Origin of the sequence: Bradyrhizobium sp. STM 3843 (genome assembly GCF_000239815.1) — a bacterium.
Lineage (GTDB): Bacteria > Pseudomonadota > Alphaproteobacteria > Rhizobiales > Xanthobacteraceae > Bradyrhizobium.
The window spans coordinates 1-15147 of the sequence record NZ_CAFK01000193.1 but is presented as its reverse complement, the minus strand read 5'-3'; the positions used below and the strand labels follow the sequence as shown (position 1 = coordinate 15147).

Genomic DNA, 15147 nt, shown 5'->3' with positions numbered 1-15147 from the left:
GCAACATGACCGCCGAAGGTGCAACGATGCTTGCCTCCAAGCTGTCGGCGTTTCCGCGCATCGGGCTCGCCAGCCTGCCGACGCCGCTCGAACCTATGAGGCGGCTCACGCACCATCTGGGTGGGCCGCGCTTATGGGTGAAGCGCGAGGATGCGACCGGGCTCGGCTTTGGCGGCAACAAGCTGCGCAAGCTCGACTATATCCTTCACGACGCCCTCGCAGCGAAGGCGGACGTGCTGGTGTCTGGCGGCGTCGTCCAGTCCAACAGCCAGCGTCAGGTCGCTGCCGCGGCTGCCAAGCTCGGCCTGGCGTGTCATCTGGCGGTCTATCACGGGCGTGTCGCCCCGCCGACGCCCGAGTACGAGACGTCGGGAAACGCGCTCCTCAATCGGCTGTTCGGCGCGCACCTGCATGATGTGCCCTGGACAGGAAATCGCAACGCGGCGATCGAGGAGCTGGGACACCGGCTCAGGGATGAAGGTCATCGGCCTTATTTCGTTCCTTACGGCGTTTCCAATCCGCTTGGCGCGATCGCCTACGCATCGACCATCGTGGAGATCGCGGCGCAGTCGCAGGCTCTCGGCATTCTGCCTGCCGCGATCGTGCATTGCACTGGCAGCGCGGCAACACAGGCCGGCCTTGTCGTCGGCGCGTCGGTCGCGATGCCCAAGACGCGGATCATCGGCATCGATATCGATGCCGAACCTGAGCGCGTGCGTTCCGATGTCATCGCCTACGCAAGCGCCGCAGCCGAAATGATTGGCGCCCGCTTCGATGAGGACGACGTCGAGGTCGTCGCCGGACACGCAGGTCCTGCCTACGGCGTGCCGCACGCGGCCACCATCGACGCCATCAAGCTTGCCGGCGCGCTCGAAGCCTTGACGCTTGATCCGGTCTACTCGGGCAAGGCGTTGGCCGGCCTGATCGCGCTGGTTCGGGAGAGGCGATTGCAGCCCGACACGGACGTCATTTTCATCCACACCGGCGGAGCCCCCGCTCTGTTCGCCTACCAAGGTGTGCTCGGCATCTGATCGGCCGTTATTTGTTCGCGGTGAGCCATCCTAAGCGAGCGATCGTGGACGGATTGAACGGGCCTGGCGCTCTGGAACGATCATGACCATTGCTCGTTGACGTCGCTGTTGGCCAGGGGAGATCCAAGACCATGAAAACGATGACCGTCGCGGTGGCGCTGGGGATAGTGGTGGCGCTGAGTGCTGCCGCCGAAGCCAGATCGAGAGCTGATGTTCGAAGGCCGACGCACAGGATCGTCATCACGGCGCCCGTGCGCGTGCCCGTGGTGATGCGAGACCCGTCTTGGGTGCCGGACTACAATATCGTTCCGCGCTATCGCTATCGTCCGGAGGACGACCGGGTCGACACCAGCCCCTACGCGCCGCCTGTCGCGCCGGGCGATATCGAGCCCGGCGGATTTGGCATCGGCCAATAGCGCCGGCGCACCAAAGCCAATCGCCGCGCCTTCGTCGCGGCGACGCGCTGCTCGACGCTTCAGAGCGGCCCGGAGGAAGACCTGGGCAGTTCAGGCCGATCAACTTAAGGGTGGATTAACCCTATCCCGCTCTCAGAGATTATCACGCTACCGGTACATACATCGGTAGATGTATAATTCCACCTCTCTCGTAAACGGCGAGCCCGGAGTTCAGCGGTCAGAGGTTTGTTCGGAAACACTACCAGAGATTACTCGTATTCATAATAACAATCTTTACTTGACGCTACCTGGAATAACATCATGAATGTACCTGCCCTTTTGATTGCAGTGGGCGTTGGCGCGGCGTTCTTGGCTGCAGAGCTCAAGTGGTATTTTCAGCCCTCATTCATCAATCCGGATTTGGTCATCAGCAGTCTGTCGCCAGACCATATGAGAGCGCGCGCCGCTGTTCGGGATATGCTGATCGATCCGGGTTCAGCGCAGTTCGACGGATTGCGCTCGGTCACGGCGGACGCCGCGCGATATGTCTGCGGTGTTGTCAAGGCGAGAGACAGAAGCGGCAACCTTGCCGATGCCGGCTTTGTCTACGCCGTGGCTGTCGATTTCGCTCACATCGACGATGGCGGCCGAATGACGCGCAAACAGTCGTCGTTCAGACCCTGTCCGGTCGCTGACGACGCGCCAAAAATAGCGCAAACGGATTTCGCGATATCGCCTGGCACATTGGCGATGGTGAAGACGGCCCAGAAGCTGATCCCCAAGGGCGATCCATCCACGCTGTCGGCGCTGACCAAGCTGGCGCCCGCGGCCGGCGGAACGTCTGGGAACCAAAGCATGGAGCAGCAGATCCGTGAACTGGCCGGACGGACGGCGATCCCGTCGGACCAGGCGAGCGGGCCGCAAGTCGTTGCGATAGCAAAGGCTGCCGTCAGCGACCCCGTTGATTGGCGGGGCGATCAGCCCCCGGCGGCTTGGCCAACATTCCCTGCAGGTCACCCTTTGGCGAAGCCAACCCGGAAACGCGGCCCATCCGAAGCTCTCGCCCTGGCGAAAGATGTTGAGGATCGCTGGAAGCGATCGGAGGCCGCAGCAGATCCGAAGCTGCGACCTTCATCGGAAGAGATCAATGAGGCCTGCAGGGCGCTCCTGACGATCGATCCCATTGACATGGACTATCGAAAGGCGTGGGCGGCCTTTGTGCGACTCCAACAAATAGACCGACGGACAGCGGCGAAATAGGACTGCGACGGAGCGCTCAGCCATTCTTTGTGCCAGTCAGGAGGGCGAGCGCCGCGACCAGGCGGTCGAGATCCGCCTCGTCGGTATAGAGCGCCGGCGTCACGCGAATGCATTGGCCATTGGCCACGCCCGCCCGGCGCACGGTGAGCACCTTGTAGTCGTCCCTCAGCTTCGCCACGATGGCGTCGCTGTCAGCCTTGCTGGTCTTGCCGGACAGCCGGAACGATGTGATGGCGCCGTAGACGCCCACCTCGTCCGGCGTCAGGATCTCAATGCCCTTGAACGCCCTGGCGCGGCTCACCCAATAGTCGCGCAGATAACGCAGACGGGCTTGTTTGGCCGTCGCGCCGATCTCCTGGTGAAGGGCAATGGCCGTGGGCACCGTCAACACGGTGGCGAAATTGATCGTGCCGGTGTGCACGCGCGAACGGATGTCGGTCTCGGCAAAGTCCTCGTCGCCCATGTCGCGATCGATGCAGTCGAGCCGGTCCTTCCTGATATAGAGGAAGCCTATGCCGAGCGGCGCGCCGATCCATTTGTGCAGGTTGAAGCCGACGAAATCGGCCGCGAGCTCGCCCACCCTAAAATCGAGCTGGCCCCACGAATGGGCCGCGTCGACGATGGTGTCGATGTCCCTGGCCTTGGCCATGCGCACGATCTCGGCGATCGGCATCACGAGACCGGTCCGGTGGCTGACATGGGTGAGCAGCAGCAGGCGCGTCTTCGGGTTGGCATCGAGCGCTTGGGCGTAGGCGTCCAGCACGGCCTGTCGGGTCGCCGGCTCGGGGATGTTGAACTTGACCACGTCGACGCCGCGCCGGGCATGAAGCGCGTTCATGGCATATTGCATGGAATCATAATCGAGGTCGGCGTAGAGCACGGCGTCACCGGGCTTCAGCCTGTTGTAGCCGCCGATGAGGAGCTGCAGCGCCTCGGTCGCGCCACGCGTCAGCGCAATCTCCTCAGGTGCTGTCCCCACCGCCTGCGCCACCCTGACGCGCACGGCCTCGAAATCCGCCCCGAAGCGCTGCCGCGCGTAGTACGAGTTCTGGTAGTTGACCATGTCGGACTGCCGGACGAACTCCAGCCGCACCGGCTCGGGCATCACGCCCCAGTAGCCGTTCTCCAGATTGACCACGTCCGGTGTCACCGCATAAAGCCGGCGCACCGCGCTCCAATACGCTGTGTCGGTGGCAATCTCGGCCGCAGGCCCGGTCGGTGGCTGCGGCAAGCCCGATATTGACGAGTTTTCGGCTGCCATCGCCGGCGAGGCTAGTGGTGCGATCGCAGCTGCGGCAAGGCCGCGCAGGACCGAGCGGCGGTTGGACGTCATGGTCTCCAAGAAATTCATTGCAGGCCTCGCGTTCGCGCGGCGAGCAGAGCAATGAGCGACGAAGCAGGAATGACGATCTGGTGACGGTTCGACGATGCCGGGGCGAGGGCGTGTGAATGTCAGAGATCATGCAGCCGCGCGTAGCCCGCATGAGCGCAGCGACATGCGGGTCTCTCGGGCGTGCATATACGCAAAGGCTTGGAGGCCTCAGGTGTCGCCGCGCTGATCGGGCTACGCTTGCTCCCGCTACGCCAATGATCTCCCGCTGCTCTTCAGCCACGCTCGCAAAACCGTGTCGAGCTCATCATGGCCGGTGGGGAGAATTGTCGGGTCCAGCGGAGAGCCCGCGTCGAGCAGCAGTTTCACCGTGCGGACATGATCTTGCGGGTGGCCGGTTGTCCAGCCGTTCAGCGCGCCGTAGATGCAGGCTCCCAGCGGTATGCCGCCGAACTCGTTTTGATAGGTCAGAGGCGGATCGGGGTCCCGTGACAGCAAGGTTGCAACGATGTCGGCGTAGCCGTGGAAGCTGGCGCGGTCCAGCGGCGTCGAGTTATGGGCCCCCGTGGCGTGGGGATCGAAGCCGTAGTCCAGCATCAGTCGCACGCTGTCGGGTCGGTACCACCAGGCAGCAGAGGCCAGGAGAGCGTGCTCGTGGGGTTCGATCTCCCTCAGCGCCGTCGGATGCCGGTCCAGCTCGCGACGGGCACGCTCGCCATCGCCGCACCAGAGCGCATCGATAAGGCGCGCTTTCGGCGATAGCGACGACACGATCAGCTCCGCGATCTCGCTGTGGCCGAATTTCCGCGCCACGTCGGCAGGCGTGAGATCGAAGCCGAGCGTCCAGCCGTAGATGTGGAGACCGGGCGCGGTGAACGGCGCGCGGTTGACACGGGATTCGGCGCATCGTGGATCGTTGCGCAAGCACCGCTCGACCAAACCCTTGTCACCCAGCCGGGCTGCAGCAAAGATGTCGACATCAGCTCCCCGTGCCACCAGCAGACGCGCGATCGGCTCGTCTGCAATTCTGTACTGAAGCGGAGTGGAGGCGTGATCGACATCCCGCGCCTCCAGATCCGATCCGTTGTCGAGCAGCAACTCGGCGACGGAACAGGTAGCTGCACAATGCAGTGCAGTCTTGCCGTCACCCCCGCGCTCGTTCACGAGATGCGGATGGGCCGTCAGGATTGACTTCAGCTCGTCGTATAATCCGAGCCCGGCCGCCGCCCAAGGCGTGATCCGCGCCCCGCGATCAATCAGTGGCGCCGCCTGCGCCGGCGTCAAATCCCACTCCAAAATGCCGAAGCCACCCGCCCACCATTGCGAACGCGCATTGATGTCTGCCCCGTGCTGCAGCAAGACATCGACGAGCGCCAGATTCTTTCTCGCTTGATGGACGGCCGGAGCGTCGAAGTCGAAGCGCGGTTCGTTGATGCGCGCCCGGATGTCAGCGTGTCTCTGCAGGAGTGCGCGTGCCAGTTCGGCATCGCCTTCGCGCACCGCGATGTCGAACTGTTCGAGCGGCGACGTGGTGAGCGATTCGATCTTGCGCTTCATCGCTGCCCAGGAGTCGAAACCGTAACCGCGCGCGATGATGAGCTGCGCGTCGTGCAGCTTGAGCGCGTCGGGATCTGGCGAGCCGGGGAGGAATGTGCGCGCGCGTTCAATCGCGTCGGCATCACGCGCCCAGCAATTGCGCAACAAGCGCTTGGCGAGCTTCTGCTGATGCTCCAGGCTTGGCCGGGGCGGCAGCGGTTCCACAGAAAACCGCGTCATGGCGCACCACGCAGCGCAGTCGAGCGGTTGGGAAGAACAGACTGGGACATGACGACTCCTCCTTTAAAACTGCCCTGGTCCGCGCTGTATGGGGCAAAAGAGGTTCGTCTGTGGAAGCGATTGATATCGGGCAGGTGGGAGAGTCCCTTTCCGCGGACACGATGCGCCCTGCCGACGCGGCATCAACGCTAACCCGCTGACGTTATATGCGTCAAGCGATGCAGTTTGTTCGCACGACGGTTCCGTACACGCCGCATGCCCCCATACCCAAGCGGGTCCGCCGATAACGTGAAAAACCGATGGATGCTCAGAGAATTTATAAACCGCCCGGGTGATATGAAGGGATCGATATCGGATTTGGCCCATGCGGTTGCAACGGAAATTGATGATTGTTGCCGGAGCGGTTGCCGCCTTGGCCGCGGCCGCCATTGGCGAACTCGTCTTCGACCTACGCATGCCGCGCGCCTCGCTGGCCGAGGTTCATGCCATCACCACCAGCGTCTCGATCCTGATCGCGGATTATGACCGTGCGGTCGAAGCCATGAAGACAAAATATGGTGCAGATGCGCAGACCGTTCTCGAGACCCAGCCTCCTCGATTGATCACGCGCGTGGGCGACAAGATCGTCGAAGAAAAGCGCGCGCCCGGTCAGTTCTCTGACGCCAGGGGCTTGTTTGTCATTGGCCGGCAGGGACGGCTGGAAAGCACCTTTCCGTTCCAGATCGATCCGCACGAGGCGCCAGCCTTTGGCAGGCAAGGGGAGCCAAGCGTCCGCTATTTGAGGGATCGTTTTGGAAAGAAACTCTCCGCCCAATATTTCGAGTTCGATGATCGTGATGCTGTGACCGATACGTGCATCACGATGTCGCCCGCTGAACTCGGTTGGATCGGTCGACAGCTTAGTTTTCAGAGCGGCACATTCTGCGTTGTTTTCTGGAAGGGCACATCGCCCGGCTCGATGCTCATCGGCGTGGCACTGGCCGATGGCGATCCCTGGATGCGGCCGTTCACGCGGCGCATTTGCCGCTGGCTCACAACCATTGCGCTCCAGCGCGTTGCTGCAACCGACCGCGAGCCAGCGCCGGATTATGCCGCCTGCCTGCTGGTCGACCGGCCCAACCGCTCGGGAGCGGACGGGACCTTGCGGGCGCATGTCTACGAGGTGCGCCGCGATGCGACCCTGGCGTATGTGAACTGAGCTATTTCAGCGTCGTTCGGAGGACGAAATTGCCGGCGGCGACGTAACCTTCGGCCGGTCCACCGGACTGTCGGTTGAGGCTGACGCTAACGGATTCGAGGCGGCAGGTTTTCGCGAGCACCTGCTCAACCAGAGCGCACTCGCCAGCCGCCATTTCATAAACTGAGCGCCGTGCTCGTTCCCTCAGCTTCACCGCTTCTTCACTCTCCCCGGCAGGTCCAGGAAACAGCAAATTGACGCTGACCTGTATCCGGATCGGCTCCTCGCGTCGCTCCGCGTTCGCTTCGGTGCGATCGCGCCCAGGGCTTGCATCGTCGGCGCGTACGCCGAATGGGCAAAGGGTCGATATTGCCGTCAGAACAATTCCGAGATGTCGCGCCTGCTGCCACATGCTGCTCTGCTCCAATAAGTCTGCGTCACTCTCCTAACCTTGCAGCGTTTATCCAGCGTTAAATGGATCGATGAGCGACCTGTCCGGATATCGCGCCGATCGGCCGGAGCTCAGCTTGCTTGTGGCGGAATTGTCCGGGATCTTGTGGCCCGAGGCTTTCCGCAAATCGGGTGGCTTGGATGCGGACAGCATGTTTTCAGTCGGCGTTGCACCGAGGAGGCGACGTCGTGCGCGATCTTGTGCTGATACGAGTGCCACGCTTGGTGGGCCGAGCACTGGTCGGGCTGGCCGAGGGCCTTCGTGACATGGTTCGACGCGCAGCTGCACGGCGCAGGCTGTCCGAGCTTTCTCCTATTGAACAGCGGGATCTCGGACTTCATCGAGTGCGCCAGGAGCTGAGCAAATGGCCCTGGGAGCATTGACCGGAGTGTTGAAGGTCCCGGAAATTGCCCCGCTCAGCCGGGCCAAGCTTGCTGTCTTTGAACAGGGGATCAGAACACGTCGATCGTCGGGAAACGCGGCTCTCCCGTGATGCAATCCCACAGGTAGATAGCGAGGCCGACGTCGCCGGTCCAAAGCGAATAGCGTCCGCGGCCGACCGCGACGCGCGTGCTGCGATACTGGACGATGGCCGTCATGGCGAACTGGCGCGCGCGGTCGAGCCAGATCGTATCGTTGGTGCGGCGGTAGAGTTTCAGGAATGCATACCCATTCCCGCTTGTGCCGTGGCAGAGATTGGATCCCTTTGTGAGTGGTCCGGCGGACCAGGTGAATCGACCAGCATCCAGCAGAAGCGCGTCAAAGTCAGGGCTCGCGATCGGCGCCTCCGCAAAGGTCGTCACCATGCCCGGCGCACCATGACAATGCTGACACAAGGTCGGCGGCGTCTCGCGCTTGCTTCTCGCGCCCCAGGTCGCCCCAACGTCAGATTGCCATGCATTCGCCGCGAGGGCTCTTGGCACAAAGTCGACCACGTGCGCCTGCTGCATCGGCGTCAGCCAGTCCCATCCTCGCAACAACGGAATGAGGTTGCCGGCGAAGCCGTGCACGGGCCCGAGCCAACGATCTTTGGTGCCGTAGAGATCTTGTGTCCAAAGCGGTCCTTGCGGCGTCTCCTCCAATTCGGCCAGGAGCCGGGCTGTCTGCATTTCGAACAGCCGGCGCCACCGCGGCTCCTGCGTCATCTCCGCCATATGGATTGCGGCCAGCATCGAGCCGGGCAAGCCCCACATCAGTTCTCGGACTGGAAGTCCGTTGTTCGCTTCTGCGCGTGCGTGCACCAGATCGGCCAGGCTCGAGATGGGAGCAATGCGCATGGCAAGAAGGGCCGCGCCCATGTCGCCAAACAGCAGAGAACCATGTTTGGCGTAATCGGTCGGCGAATGGGTTTGGAAGTGAGTGATTGTCCGCTCGAGGAGCTTCGGCATTACTGGGCGAAAGTCCGCAGTGATGCGGGTCGCGCCAATCCGATGCAAATAGTCCAGCGCCCAAATCACGCCGGCCGCGCCATAATAGAAACTCGGGTTACCGTCGCCGACGCCATCATCGCCGGGGTGGCCCGGCCAGAACGTCTCGGGATCGAAATCAGCGACTGCGTCGCTGACGATGTCGGCGATCGCGTTCCGGGCTGCCAGGTCGCTCCAGGCCTCGTCGACGAGCGCGCGATGACGGCCGAGAACGATCATGGCTTGACACTCCTATTCCTTCATCACGCGAAAGGACCGTGGGCCGCTTGTAACCTTATCCTAGATCACCAGCGAACGGTTACGATGTGTACGGTCAAGTCGTGCCGTCCTGAAACTCCGAAGCTCGTATCAAGTTCGCGACGAGAGCTTCCACTTTCGCTCATAGGCTGGGCGGAAATTTTTGTTGTACTGCGCTCTTCTCCTATGAGCGCCGAACGATGAAATCATTGAGGAATTTGAAAATCCCCTGGTTCTCTACCAAGGAACCACGCCGCTAAAATAATCGCAAAGATCTTCGACGGCAGCAGGACTTACCCACATAGCCAGGGCAAGTTCTAACCCTCTGTGTCAGTGATGATTCTCAGGGGACCTGATGTTATTGAGCTTTTTCTGCGCTCTGTGTCGGTGCGTTGCACAGATTTGGAATCTGTGGGCCAAATCCATCCCCTTACGACTGTTTCGGCTTGTCCATGACTTCAAATGGAGAGCCATGTAATGTCCGACCATCAGCTGCGTTTCAAGGGTCCAGGTTTTGACTTTGACGCTCGGGGATGGATGGCGATCCTCGCTGCTATCGTCATTGTCGCGCTGATCGCCGCGCCTTGGTTATGGCGATGATATCGCGATCCCTACGCCCTGAGGCGTTGGGGTGCACTTAGCGAGCATGAGCATGCGCGCAGCGACATGCGGGTCTGCCGGTCGATAGATGCCCTCTGGGCTGGCGCCCGGATATCGCTGCGCTCATCCGGGCTAGGGTTGCGGCTTCGTCTCCACGTATCGTGCGAAGTTGTCGAGGATCGCCTGCCAACCGCCTTGCTGCTGCTCAACCGAGTGCGTCGGTTCGCTATCGAAGACAACGCGGACGACAATGCCCTTCGGACCGGGTGCGAACTCCACTTCGGCCTTCCGATCGCCGAACGCGTATTCGATCCGCTTGTGTTCAACGATCTTCGTGTAGGTGCCGGCGAAGTCAAAGCCCATGCTGCCGTCCTTGGCCTCCATGCGAGATGAGAAAGCGCCTCCTTCTCTCAGGTCGACCGTGGCTTTGGTCGTATGCCAGTCGTCGGACGCGGCGTTCCACTTCATGATGTCTGCAGGCGTCGTATAGGCACGCCAGACCTGATCGATCGGGGCTGCTACGCTGGTTTCGACAGTGATCCTCATCAACATTGCTCCTCATCCGATTCTGACAAGTCAAGTGACCGTGTCCCTTCACCTGTGCAGTTCCATCCACAGCTCCTCTGAGATGTGTCTATCCAAGGACGATCGAAACTGGCTCATGCCGACACAACGACTCGTGATGCGCTTAAAAAATGAAACAGCGAGCGTAGCCCGCATAAGCGCAGCGATATGCGGGTCTGCTGACCGATGGATGGCCTCGGGGCTGGCGCCCCGGATGTCGCTGCGCTCGTCCGGGCTACGCTTGCTGGACCCGAGTGCCGACTTCGATTTAGCCATTTGAAAAGCGCTCGACGAGACTTCGGCAGTGAGGTTCGCCAAATCCGCGGGCCCAAGCTTCTTTTTGGTCGATTTCCGGCTGAAGCGCTTCTAGCGCCGCCGCTTGCCAGTGCTCCCTCATCTCCCCAAAGGGTAGCGCGTCTGTCTCGGAATCGATTCCGACCAAGGGCAGGAGGTCGGGATCCCGTTCATCAAATCGTGCTGTCTTCCAGGCCGCAAGGATATTCCGTGCGCCTTCGATATACGACAGCGTTCCAGCCAGCATCTCTTGCGCGGATTTGAGTATCCTGCCGCGGGCCACCAGAATCTCAGACTCAATCCGACTCATCGCTGCACGCCTATTACTTATTACTGCCTGACAGTGCAGGCTTTCATGAGCGTATCAAGCGTGGCCGACGATGTCATCGGTGGGCTCGTCAGTGGTTCTTGCTGGCTCGACATCGCGGGGACGGCCGGAGAAAAGTCCTTCTAAACGGCCGCGCCGAAACACGAAGTTAGTCAGCGTTTTCAATGCGACTCGGCGTGTCCAACGAGCGTAGCCCGTATAAGCGCAGCGATATGCGGGTCTGCTGACCGATGGATGGCCTCGGGGCTGGCGCCCCGGATGTCGCTGCGCTCATCCGGGCTACGCTTGCTTCAGCGTCATGGGGCGGGGGGCAACAAGGACCAGCCAAATTGTCCGGTCCAGTGGAGACTTCGAGCAGCAGTTTCAATGTGCGGACATCATCTGTCCGCGCGTATCTCAGTCGATCACAGCAACAGCCTCAATCTCGACGAGCCACTCCGGCATTGCGAGCGCGGTGACACCGATCAGGGTGCTGGCCGGTGGTATTTTCTTTGCGAAGAAGGGTGCTCGTGCCTTGCCAACGATGGCTCGGTGTTCGGGCTCATAGTTCACAACATATGTGGTGATTTTGACGATATCGCTGTAGCTCGCACCGGCTGCGGCGAGGGCGAGACCGATATTGCGCATCGCCTGCGCTGTCTGCTCGGCGAGATCACCAACGCCAATGGTTGCGCCGCTTTCGTCGACGGAGACCTGCCCCGCCGTGTAGATTGTGCGCGCTCCTGAGGCGACGACGACCTGCGAGAATGCCGCGTTGTGCAGAAGGCCTCTTGGGTACGGATGTTCCAACGTCATGTCGCGAGCTCCTTCGGAGTGATCACTGCAGTGAGCTTACAGCACAATGGCCTCGTGTCAGACGACGTATGAACCATGGCATTCGTCGGCCGGAGATCATGCAAAGCCGACATACTCCATGCGCACTCCGTGCGCAAAACACCAATTTCCCCAGCAATCTCAAGGCGACTCACCCTGTCCAGTCCTCCCGCCAAAAATATTCTTCTTTCTGTTTTTCAGAAATTGTGGTTTTCTCTCGCCGTCCCGCCTCGGCACGAGGGGCGCATCGCGATCGTCACGACACGCGGGGTGGGATGCGGTGGGCGTTTTGGATCGCAACATGGCCTGGGGTCGTGTGGACGAACGGCACAAGGCGCACGTCGAAAACGTATGGTCCTGGCATCCCGACGCTGATGCTACGCCGGTGGTGATGATGATCCGCCGGTCACGGGGGCAAGAAAGCCCGGTCCCCGGGGAGAGTACGCATAAGGCGTAAATCCATCGCGCAGGGAATGCCGGATGACCGGCTGGACCTGTGGTGACTGCCGCCTGCTTCTTTGCTGCAGGCGGGCCATGGGTTGCGGCCAGCACCCGGCATTCCCTGCGCCCTCGACGATCAAGAGGGTGAATACGAGATGCACAACTCGGGCGCTATGCACCGCGAGAAAGACTACTCATGTTTCGGGATCGTCATTGCGAGGAGCCCACGGGTCTCGCCTCCGGCGAGCCCAACGACAGGCTTCGGCGACGAAGCAATCCGGAGCTGCGCACATCAATCCGGCTTGCTTCCGCTGTCGCCCTTCGGGCTAGGGCGGACACGTCGCTGGCGCTCGCAAGGACGATTGGGCCGCTGAATGCGCTCTTACACTTGCTGCGCGCCAGCGGTCGGCGCCAACTCCGCCGCCACCGGACCGCCCTTGTAGATCCGCGTATAGCGCTTGCCGAGGCTGGTCAGGACCTCATAGCCGATGGTGCCGAAATGATGCGCGAGCTCGTCGACGGTGATGCCGTCGCCGAGCAGTGTGGCCATCTGGCCGCGCTTGACGCTCTTGGGCGGCAGGTCGGTGATGTCGACTGCGATCAGGTCCATCGAGATCCGCCCCGCGATCGGGCAGCGCTTGCCGCCAATGACGACGTCGGCGCCGCGGGTGCCGTCATTGGAGCTGGCCGCGCGGAAATAGCCGTCGGCATAGCCGGCCGAGATGATCGCGATCCTGGTCGCGCGGCGCGCGGTCCAGGTGCTGCCATAGCCCACGGTCTCGCCGCGCTCGATGTCGCGGAGCTGGACGATGCGGGCCTTGATCTCGGCGACCGGCTGCATCGGATTGTCGGCCTCGGGCGTCGGGTTGACGCCATAGAGTGCGGCTCCCGGTCGGACCAGGTCGAACTGGAACGGCGCGCCGAGGAAGATGCCGGACGAATTGGCAAGCGAGGCCGGCACGCCGGCGAATTCGCTGGCGATCGCACGGAAGGCACCAAGCTGGCGCGCGTTGACCGGCGCGTTGAGCTGCTCGGCCGAGACGAGGTGGCTCATGACGAGCGTGATACCGTGGTCGCCGGCATGGATGCGCGGGATGATGCTCTGTGCCGCGTCGACGGTCAGGCCGAGCCGGTTCATGCCGGTGTCGATGTGGATGGCGGCGCCGCCAGTCCAGCCGGTGCGGCGGCAGAACAAGTCCCATTCGGCGAGCTCATGGAGGTCGCCGATCACGGGACGGCAATTGTGTTTCGCGTAGTCGTCGCCGGTGTTCTGGAAGAAGCCGTTCAGTACATAGAGCGCGGCCGCATCCGGCAGCGCCGCACGGGCGGCCCGCGCTTCCGACAGCGTAGCGACGAAGAAGGTCTTGCAGCCAGCGGCGGCCAGCGCGCGCGCCACCGGTGCGGTGCCGCAGCCATAGGCATCGGCCTTGATGACTCCAGCGCATTCCGCCGGCACCGCCGTTTTCTCGAGTCTGCGCCAGTTGGCCACCAGTGCGTCGAGATCGACGGTCAGCACGCCGGTGGCGCTCGGCGGGACGAGGTCGGCCTCGGGCGCGGGCGCGCTCGCTTCATCGGCCGGTTTCGGATGGGGAACTGTCATGATCCGCTTTTTACGCGGGCCGCGGCCGGCGTTCAACCATGGGCCGCGTCAGTAATCATGCGAAGGCACCGTGCCATCGTGAGCGAGGTCACCGAACCGGGTGACCGATGCCTCGAAGTGCAATTCGACGGTGCCGGTCGGTCCGTGACGTTGCTTGCCAATGATCACCTCGGCCTTGCCGAGAGCTGCGTCCATCTCAAGCTGCCATTTGGCATGCTCCTCGGTCCCTGGACGCGGCTCCTTGGCGGCAAGGTAGTATTCTCCGCGGTACACGAACAGCACGACGTCGGCGTCCTGCTCGATCGAGCCGGATTCGCGCAGGTCCGACAGCTGCGGACGCTTGTCGTCACGGTTCTCGACCTGGCGCGACAGCTGCGACAGCGCGATGATGGGAACGTTGAGCTCCTTGGCCAGCGCCTTCAGGCTGGTGGTGATCTCGGTGATTTCCTGCACGCGATTGTCGTTGCCGCGCTTGCCGGAGCCCGCCAGAAGCTGGATGTAGTCGATGACCAGGAGGTCGAGCCCCTTCTGCCGCTTCAGCCGCCGGGCGCGGGCCATCACCTGCGAAATCGAGATGCCGCCGGTCTCGTCGACGTAGAAGGGCAGGGACTGCAGCTCGATGGAGCATTCCCGCAATTTCTCGAAATCGGCCTCGCTGATGCCGCCGCGCCGGATATGACTGGAGGGGATGCCCGAGCGCTCGGCAATGATACGGGTGGCAAGCTGCTCACCGCTCATTTCGCAGGAGAAGAACCCGACAACGCCGCCATTGACCGCCTTGTTGGTCCCGTCCGGCTGCAATTCGGGCACATAGGCTCGGGCGACGTTGTAGGCGATGTTGGTGGCGAGCGAGGTCTTGCCCATGCCGGGACGGCCGGCCAGGATGATCAGGTCGGAATGCTGCAGGCCGCCCATCTTGGCGTCGAGGTCGCGCAAGCCGGTCGAGATGCCGGACAGCTTGCCGTCGCGCTGGAAGGCCTTGGCCGCCATGTCGATGGCGATGGTCAGCGCCTGGGAGAATTTCTGGAAGCCGCCGTCGTAGCGGCCGGATTCCGCAAGCTCATAGAGCCTGCGCTCGGCATCTTCGATCTGGGTGCGCGGCGTGAAATCCACCGGCGCGTCATAGGCCACGTTGACCATGTCCTCGCCGATATTGATCAGGTCGCGGCGCAGCGACAGGTCGTAGATGGTGCGCCCATAGTCCTGGGCGTTGATGATGGTGGTCGCTTCCGCGGCGAGCCGCGCCAGATACTGGCCGACGGTCATGCCGCCGATATCGACATCCGCGGGCAGGAAGGTCTTCAGCGTCACCGGCGTGGCGATCTTGCCCATCCGGATCAGGCTCGCGGCGGTCTCGAAGATGGTCTGGTGGATCGGCTCGAAGAAATGCTTCGGCTCGAGGAAGTCGGAGACGCGGTAGAAG

General features: G+C 62.3%; 14 protein-coding genes. 5 read left to right on the top strand and 9 right to left on the bottom strand.

The genetic code is table 11. The features are described 5' to 3' along the window. The first annotated feature begins 5 nt into the window (after positions 1-5). The 3 genes from BRAS3843_RS20120 to BRAS3843_RS20110 all read left to right on the top strand — a co-directional run bounded on the left by BRAS3843_RS20120 (position 6) and on the right by BRAS3843_RS20110 (position 2686). Positions 6-1031 (top strand): D-cysteine desulfhydrase family protein, encoded by a 1026-nt coding sequence (locus BRAS3843_RS20120; RefSeq protein WP_008970852.1) that lies wholly within the window; start codon positions 6-8, stop codon positions 1029-1031. Positions 1032-1162: 131 nt separating this feature from the next. After that, positions 1163-1447 (top strand): hypothetical protein, encoded by a 285-nt coding sequence (locus BRAS3843_RS20115; RefSeq protein WP_008970851.1) that lies wholly within the window; start codon positions 1163-1165, stop codon positions 1445-1447. A gap of 300 nt (positions 1448-1747) precedes the next feature. Further along, positions 1748-2686 carry a hypothetical protein gene (locus BRAS3843_RS20110; RefSeq protein WP_008970850.1) on the top strand — a complete coding sequence of 313 codons (939 nt, stop codon included), beginning with the start codon at positions 1748-1750 and terminating at the stop codon, positions 2684-2686. Between the two features lie 16 nt (positions 2687-2702). On the opposite strand, the gene BRAS3843_RS20105 is transcribed toward BRAS3843_RS20110, so the two are convergent. Together BRAS3843_RS20105 and BRAS3843_RS20100 are read right to left on the bottom strand one after the other, a co-directional pair. Further along, positions 2703-4037, bottom strand: coding sequence for an aminotransferase class V-fold PLP-dependent enzyme (locus tag BRAS3843_RS20105; protein WP_008970849.1), 1335 nt, complete (start codon positions 4035-4037; stop codon positions 2703-2705). 228 nt (positions 4038-4265) lie between these two features. Further along, positions 4266-5792, bottom strand: coding sequence for an ankyrin repeat domain-containing protein (locus BRAS3843_RS20100; RefSeq protein ID WP_008970847.1), 1527 nt, complete (start codon positions 5790-5792; stop codon positions 4266-4268). Positions 5793-6204: 412 nt separating this feature from the next. On the opposite strand from BRAS3843_RS20100, the gene BRAS3843_RS20095 reads away from it, so the two are divergent. Beyond that, complete coding sequence (locus BRAS3843_RS20095; protein ID WP_139024929.1) at positions 6205-6990, top strand: hypothetical protein; 786 nt, start codon at positions 6205-6207, stop codon at positions 6988-6990. Between the two features lies 1 nt (position 6991). Here BRAS3843_RS20095 and BRAS3843_RS42225 read toward each other — a convergent pair whose 3' ends face one another. After that, complete coding sequence (locus BRAS3843_RS42225) at positions 6992-7381, bottom strand: hypothetical protein (protein ID WP_008970845.1); 390 nt, start codon at positions 7379-7381, stop codon at positions 6992-6994. A gap of 491 nt (positions 7382-7872) precedes the next feature. Continuing rightward, positions 7873-9066, bottom strand: coding sequence for a LanC-like protein (locus BRAS3843_RS20085; RefSeq protein ID WP_008970844.1), 1194 nt, complete (start codon positions 9064-9066; stop codon positions 7873-7875). A 495-nt stretch (positions 9067-9561) separates the two neighbouring features. Here BRAS3843_RS20085 and BRAS3843_RS42525 point away from each other — a divergent pair, with 495 nt between their 5' ends. Next, positions 9562-9684 carry a hypothetical protein gene (locus BRAS3843_RS42525; protein WP_277996485.1) on the top strand — a complete coding sequence of 41 codons (123 nt, stop codon included), beginning with the start codon at positions 9562-9564 and terminating at the stop codon, positions 9682-9684. Between the two features lie 132 nt (positions 9685-9816). Here BRAS3843_RS42525 and BRAS3843_RS20080 read toward each other — a convergent pair whose 3' ends face one another. From BRAS3843_RS20080 to BRAS3843_RS20055, 5 genes are all read right to left on the bottom strand, one after another. Continuing rightward, on the bottom strand, positions 9817-10230 hold the full coding sequence (locus BRAS3843_RS20080) for an SRPBCC family protein (protein WP_008970843.1): 414 nt from the start codon (positions 10228-10230) through the stop codon (positions 9817-9819). A 286-nt stretch (positions 10231-10516) separates the two neighbouring features. Next, positions 10517-10852 carry a hypothetical protein gene (locus BRAS3843_RS20070; protein WP_008970841.1) on the bottom strand — a complete coding sequence of 112 codons (336 nt, stop codon included), beginning with the start codon at positions 10850-10852 and terminating at the stop codon, positions 10517-10519. Positions 10853-11266: 414 nt separating this feature from the next. Beyond that, the gene (locus tag BRAS3843_RS20065; protein WP_008970839.1) at positions 11267-11665 is read right to left on the bottom strand and encodes a RidA family protein; all 399 of its coding nucleotides are present in this window, start codon (positions 11663-11665) and stop codon (positions 11267-11269) included. Between the two features lie 841 nt (positions 11666-12506). Beyond that, entirely contained in the window at positions 12507-13724 is a 1218-nt protein-coding gene (gene alr / locus BRAS3843_RS20060) for an alanine racemase (protein ID WP_008970838.1), read from the bottom strand. 48 nt (positions 13725-13772) lie between these two features. Next, positions 13773-15147: replicative DNA helicase (locus tag BRAS3843_RS20055; RefSeq protein ID WP_035982275.1), on the bottom strand; the 1375-nt coding region annotated here is incomplete at its 5' end.

Coding starts and splice junctions, on each gene's coding strand:
- BRAS3843_RS20120 (WP_008970852.1), top strand. CDS start 6: ATGACCGCCGAAGGTGCAACGATGCTTGCCTCCAAGCTGTCGGCGTTT.
- BRAS3843_RS20115 (WP_008970851.1), top strand. CDS start 1,163: ATGAAAACGATGACCGTCGCGGTGGCGCTGGGGATAGTGGTGGCGCTG.
- BRAS3843_RS20110 (WP_008970850.1), top strand. CDS start 1,748: ATGAATGTACCTGCCCTTTTGATTGCAGTGGGCGTTGGCGCGGCGTTC.
- BRAS3843_RS20105 (WP_008970849.1), bottom strand. CDS start 4,037: ATGAATTTCTTGGAGACCATGACGTCCAACCGCCGCTCGGTCCTGCGC.
- BRAS3843_RS20100 (WP_008970847.1), bottom strand. CDS start 5,792: ATGACGCGGTTTTCTGTGGAACCGCTGCCGCCCCGGCCAAGCCTGGAG.
- BRAS3843_RS42225 (WP_008970845.1), bottom strand. CDS start 7,381: ATGTGGCAGCAGGCGCGACATCTCGGAATTGTTCTGACGGCAATATCG.
- BRAS3843_RS20085 (WP_008970844.1), bottom strand. CDS start 9,066: ATGATCGTTCTCGGCCGTCATCGCGCGCTCGTCGACGAGGCCTGGAGC.
- BRAS3843_RS42525 (WP_277996485.1), top strand. CDS start 9,562: ATGTCCGACCATCAGCTGCGTTTCAAGGGTCCAGGTTTTGACTTTGAC.
- BRAS3843_RS20080 (WP_008970843.1), bottom strand. CDS start 10,230: ATGAGGATCACTGTCGAAACCAGCGTAGCAGCCCCGATCGATCAGGTC.
- BRAS3843_RS20070 (WP_008970841.1), bottom strand. CDS start 10,852: ATGAGTCGGATTGAGTCTGAGATTCTGGTGGCCCGCGGCAGGATACTC.
- BRAS3843_RS20065 (WP_008970839.1), bottom strand. CDS start 11,665: ATGACGTTGGAACATCCGTACCCAAGAGGCCTTCTGCACAACGCGGCA.
- alr (WP_008970838.1), bottom strand. CDS start 13,724: ATGACAGTTCCCCATCCGAAACCGGCCGATGAAGCGAGCGCGCCCGCG.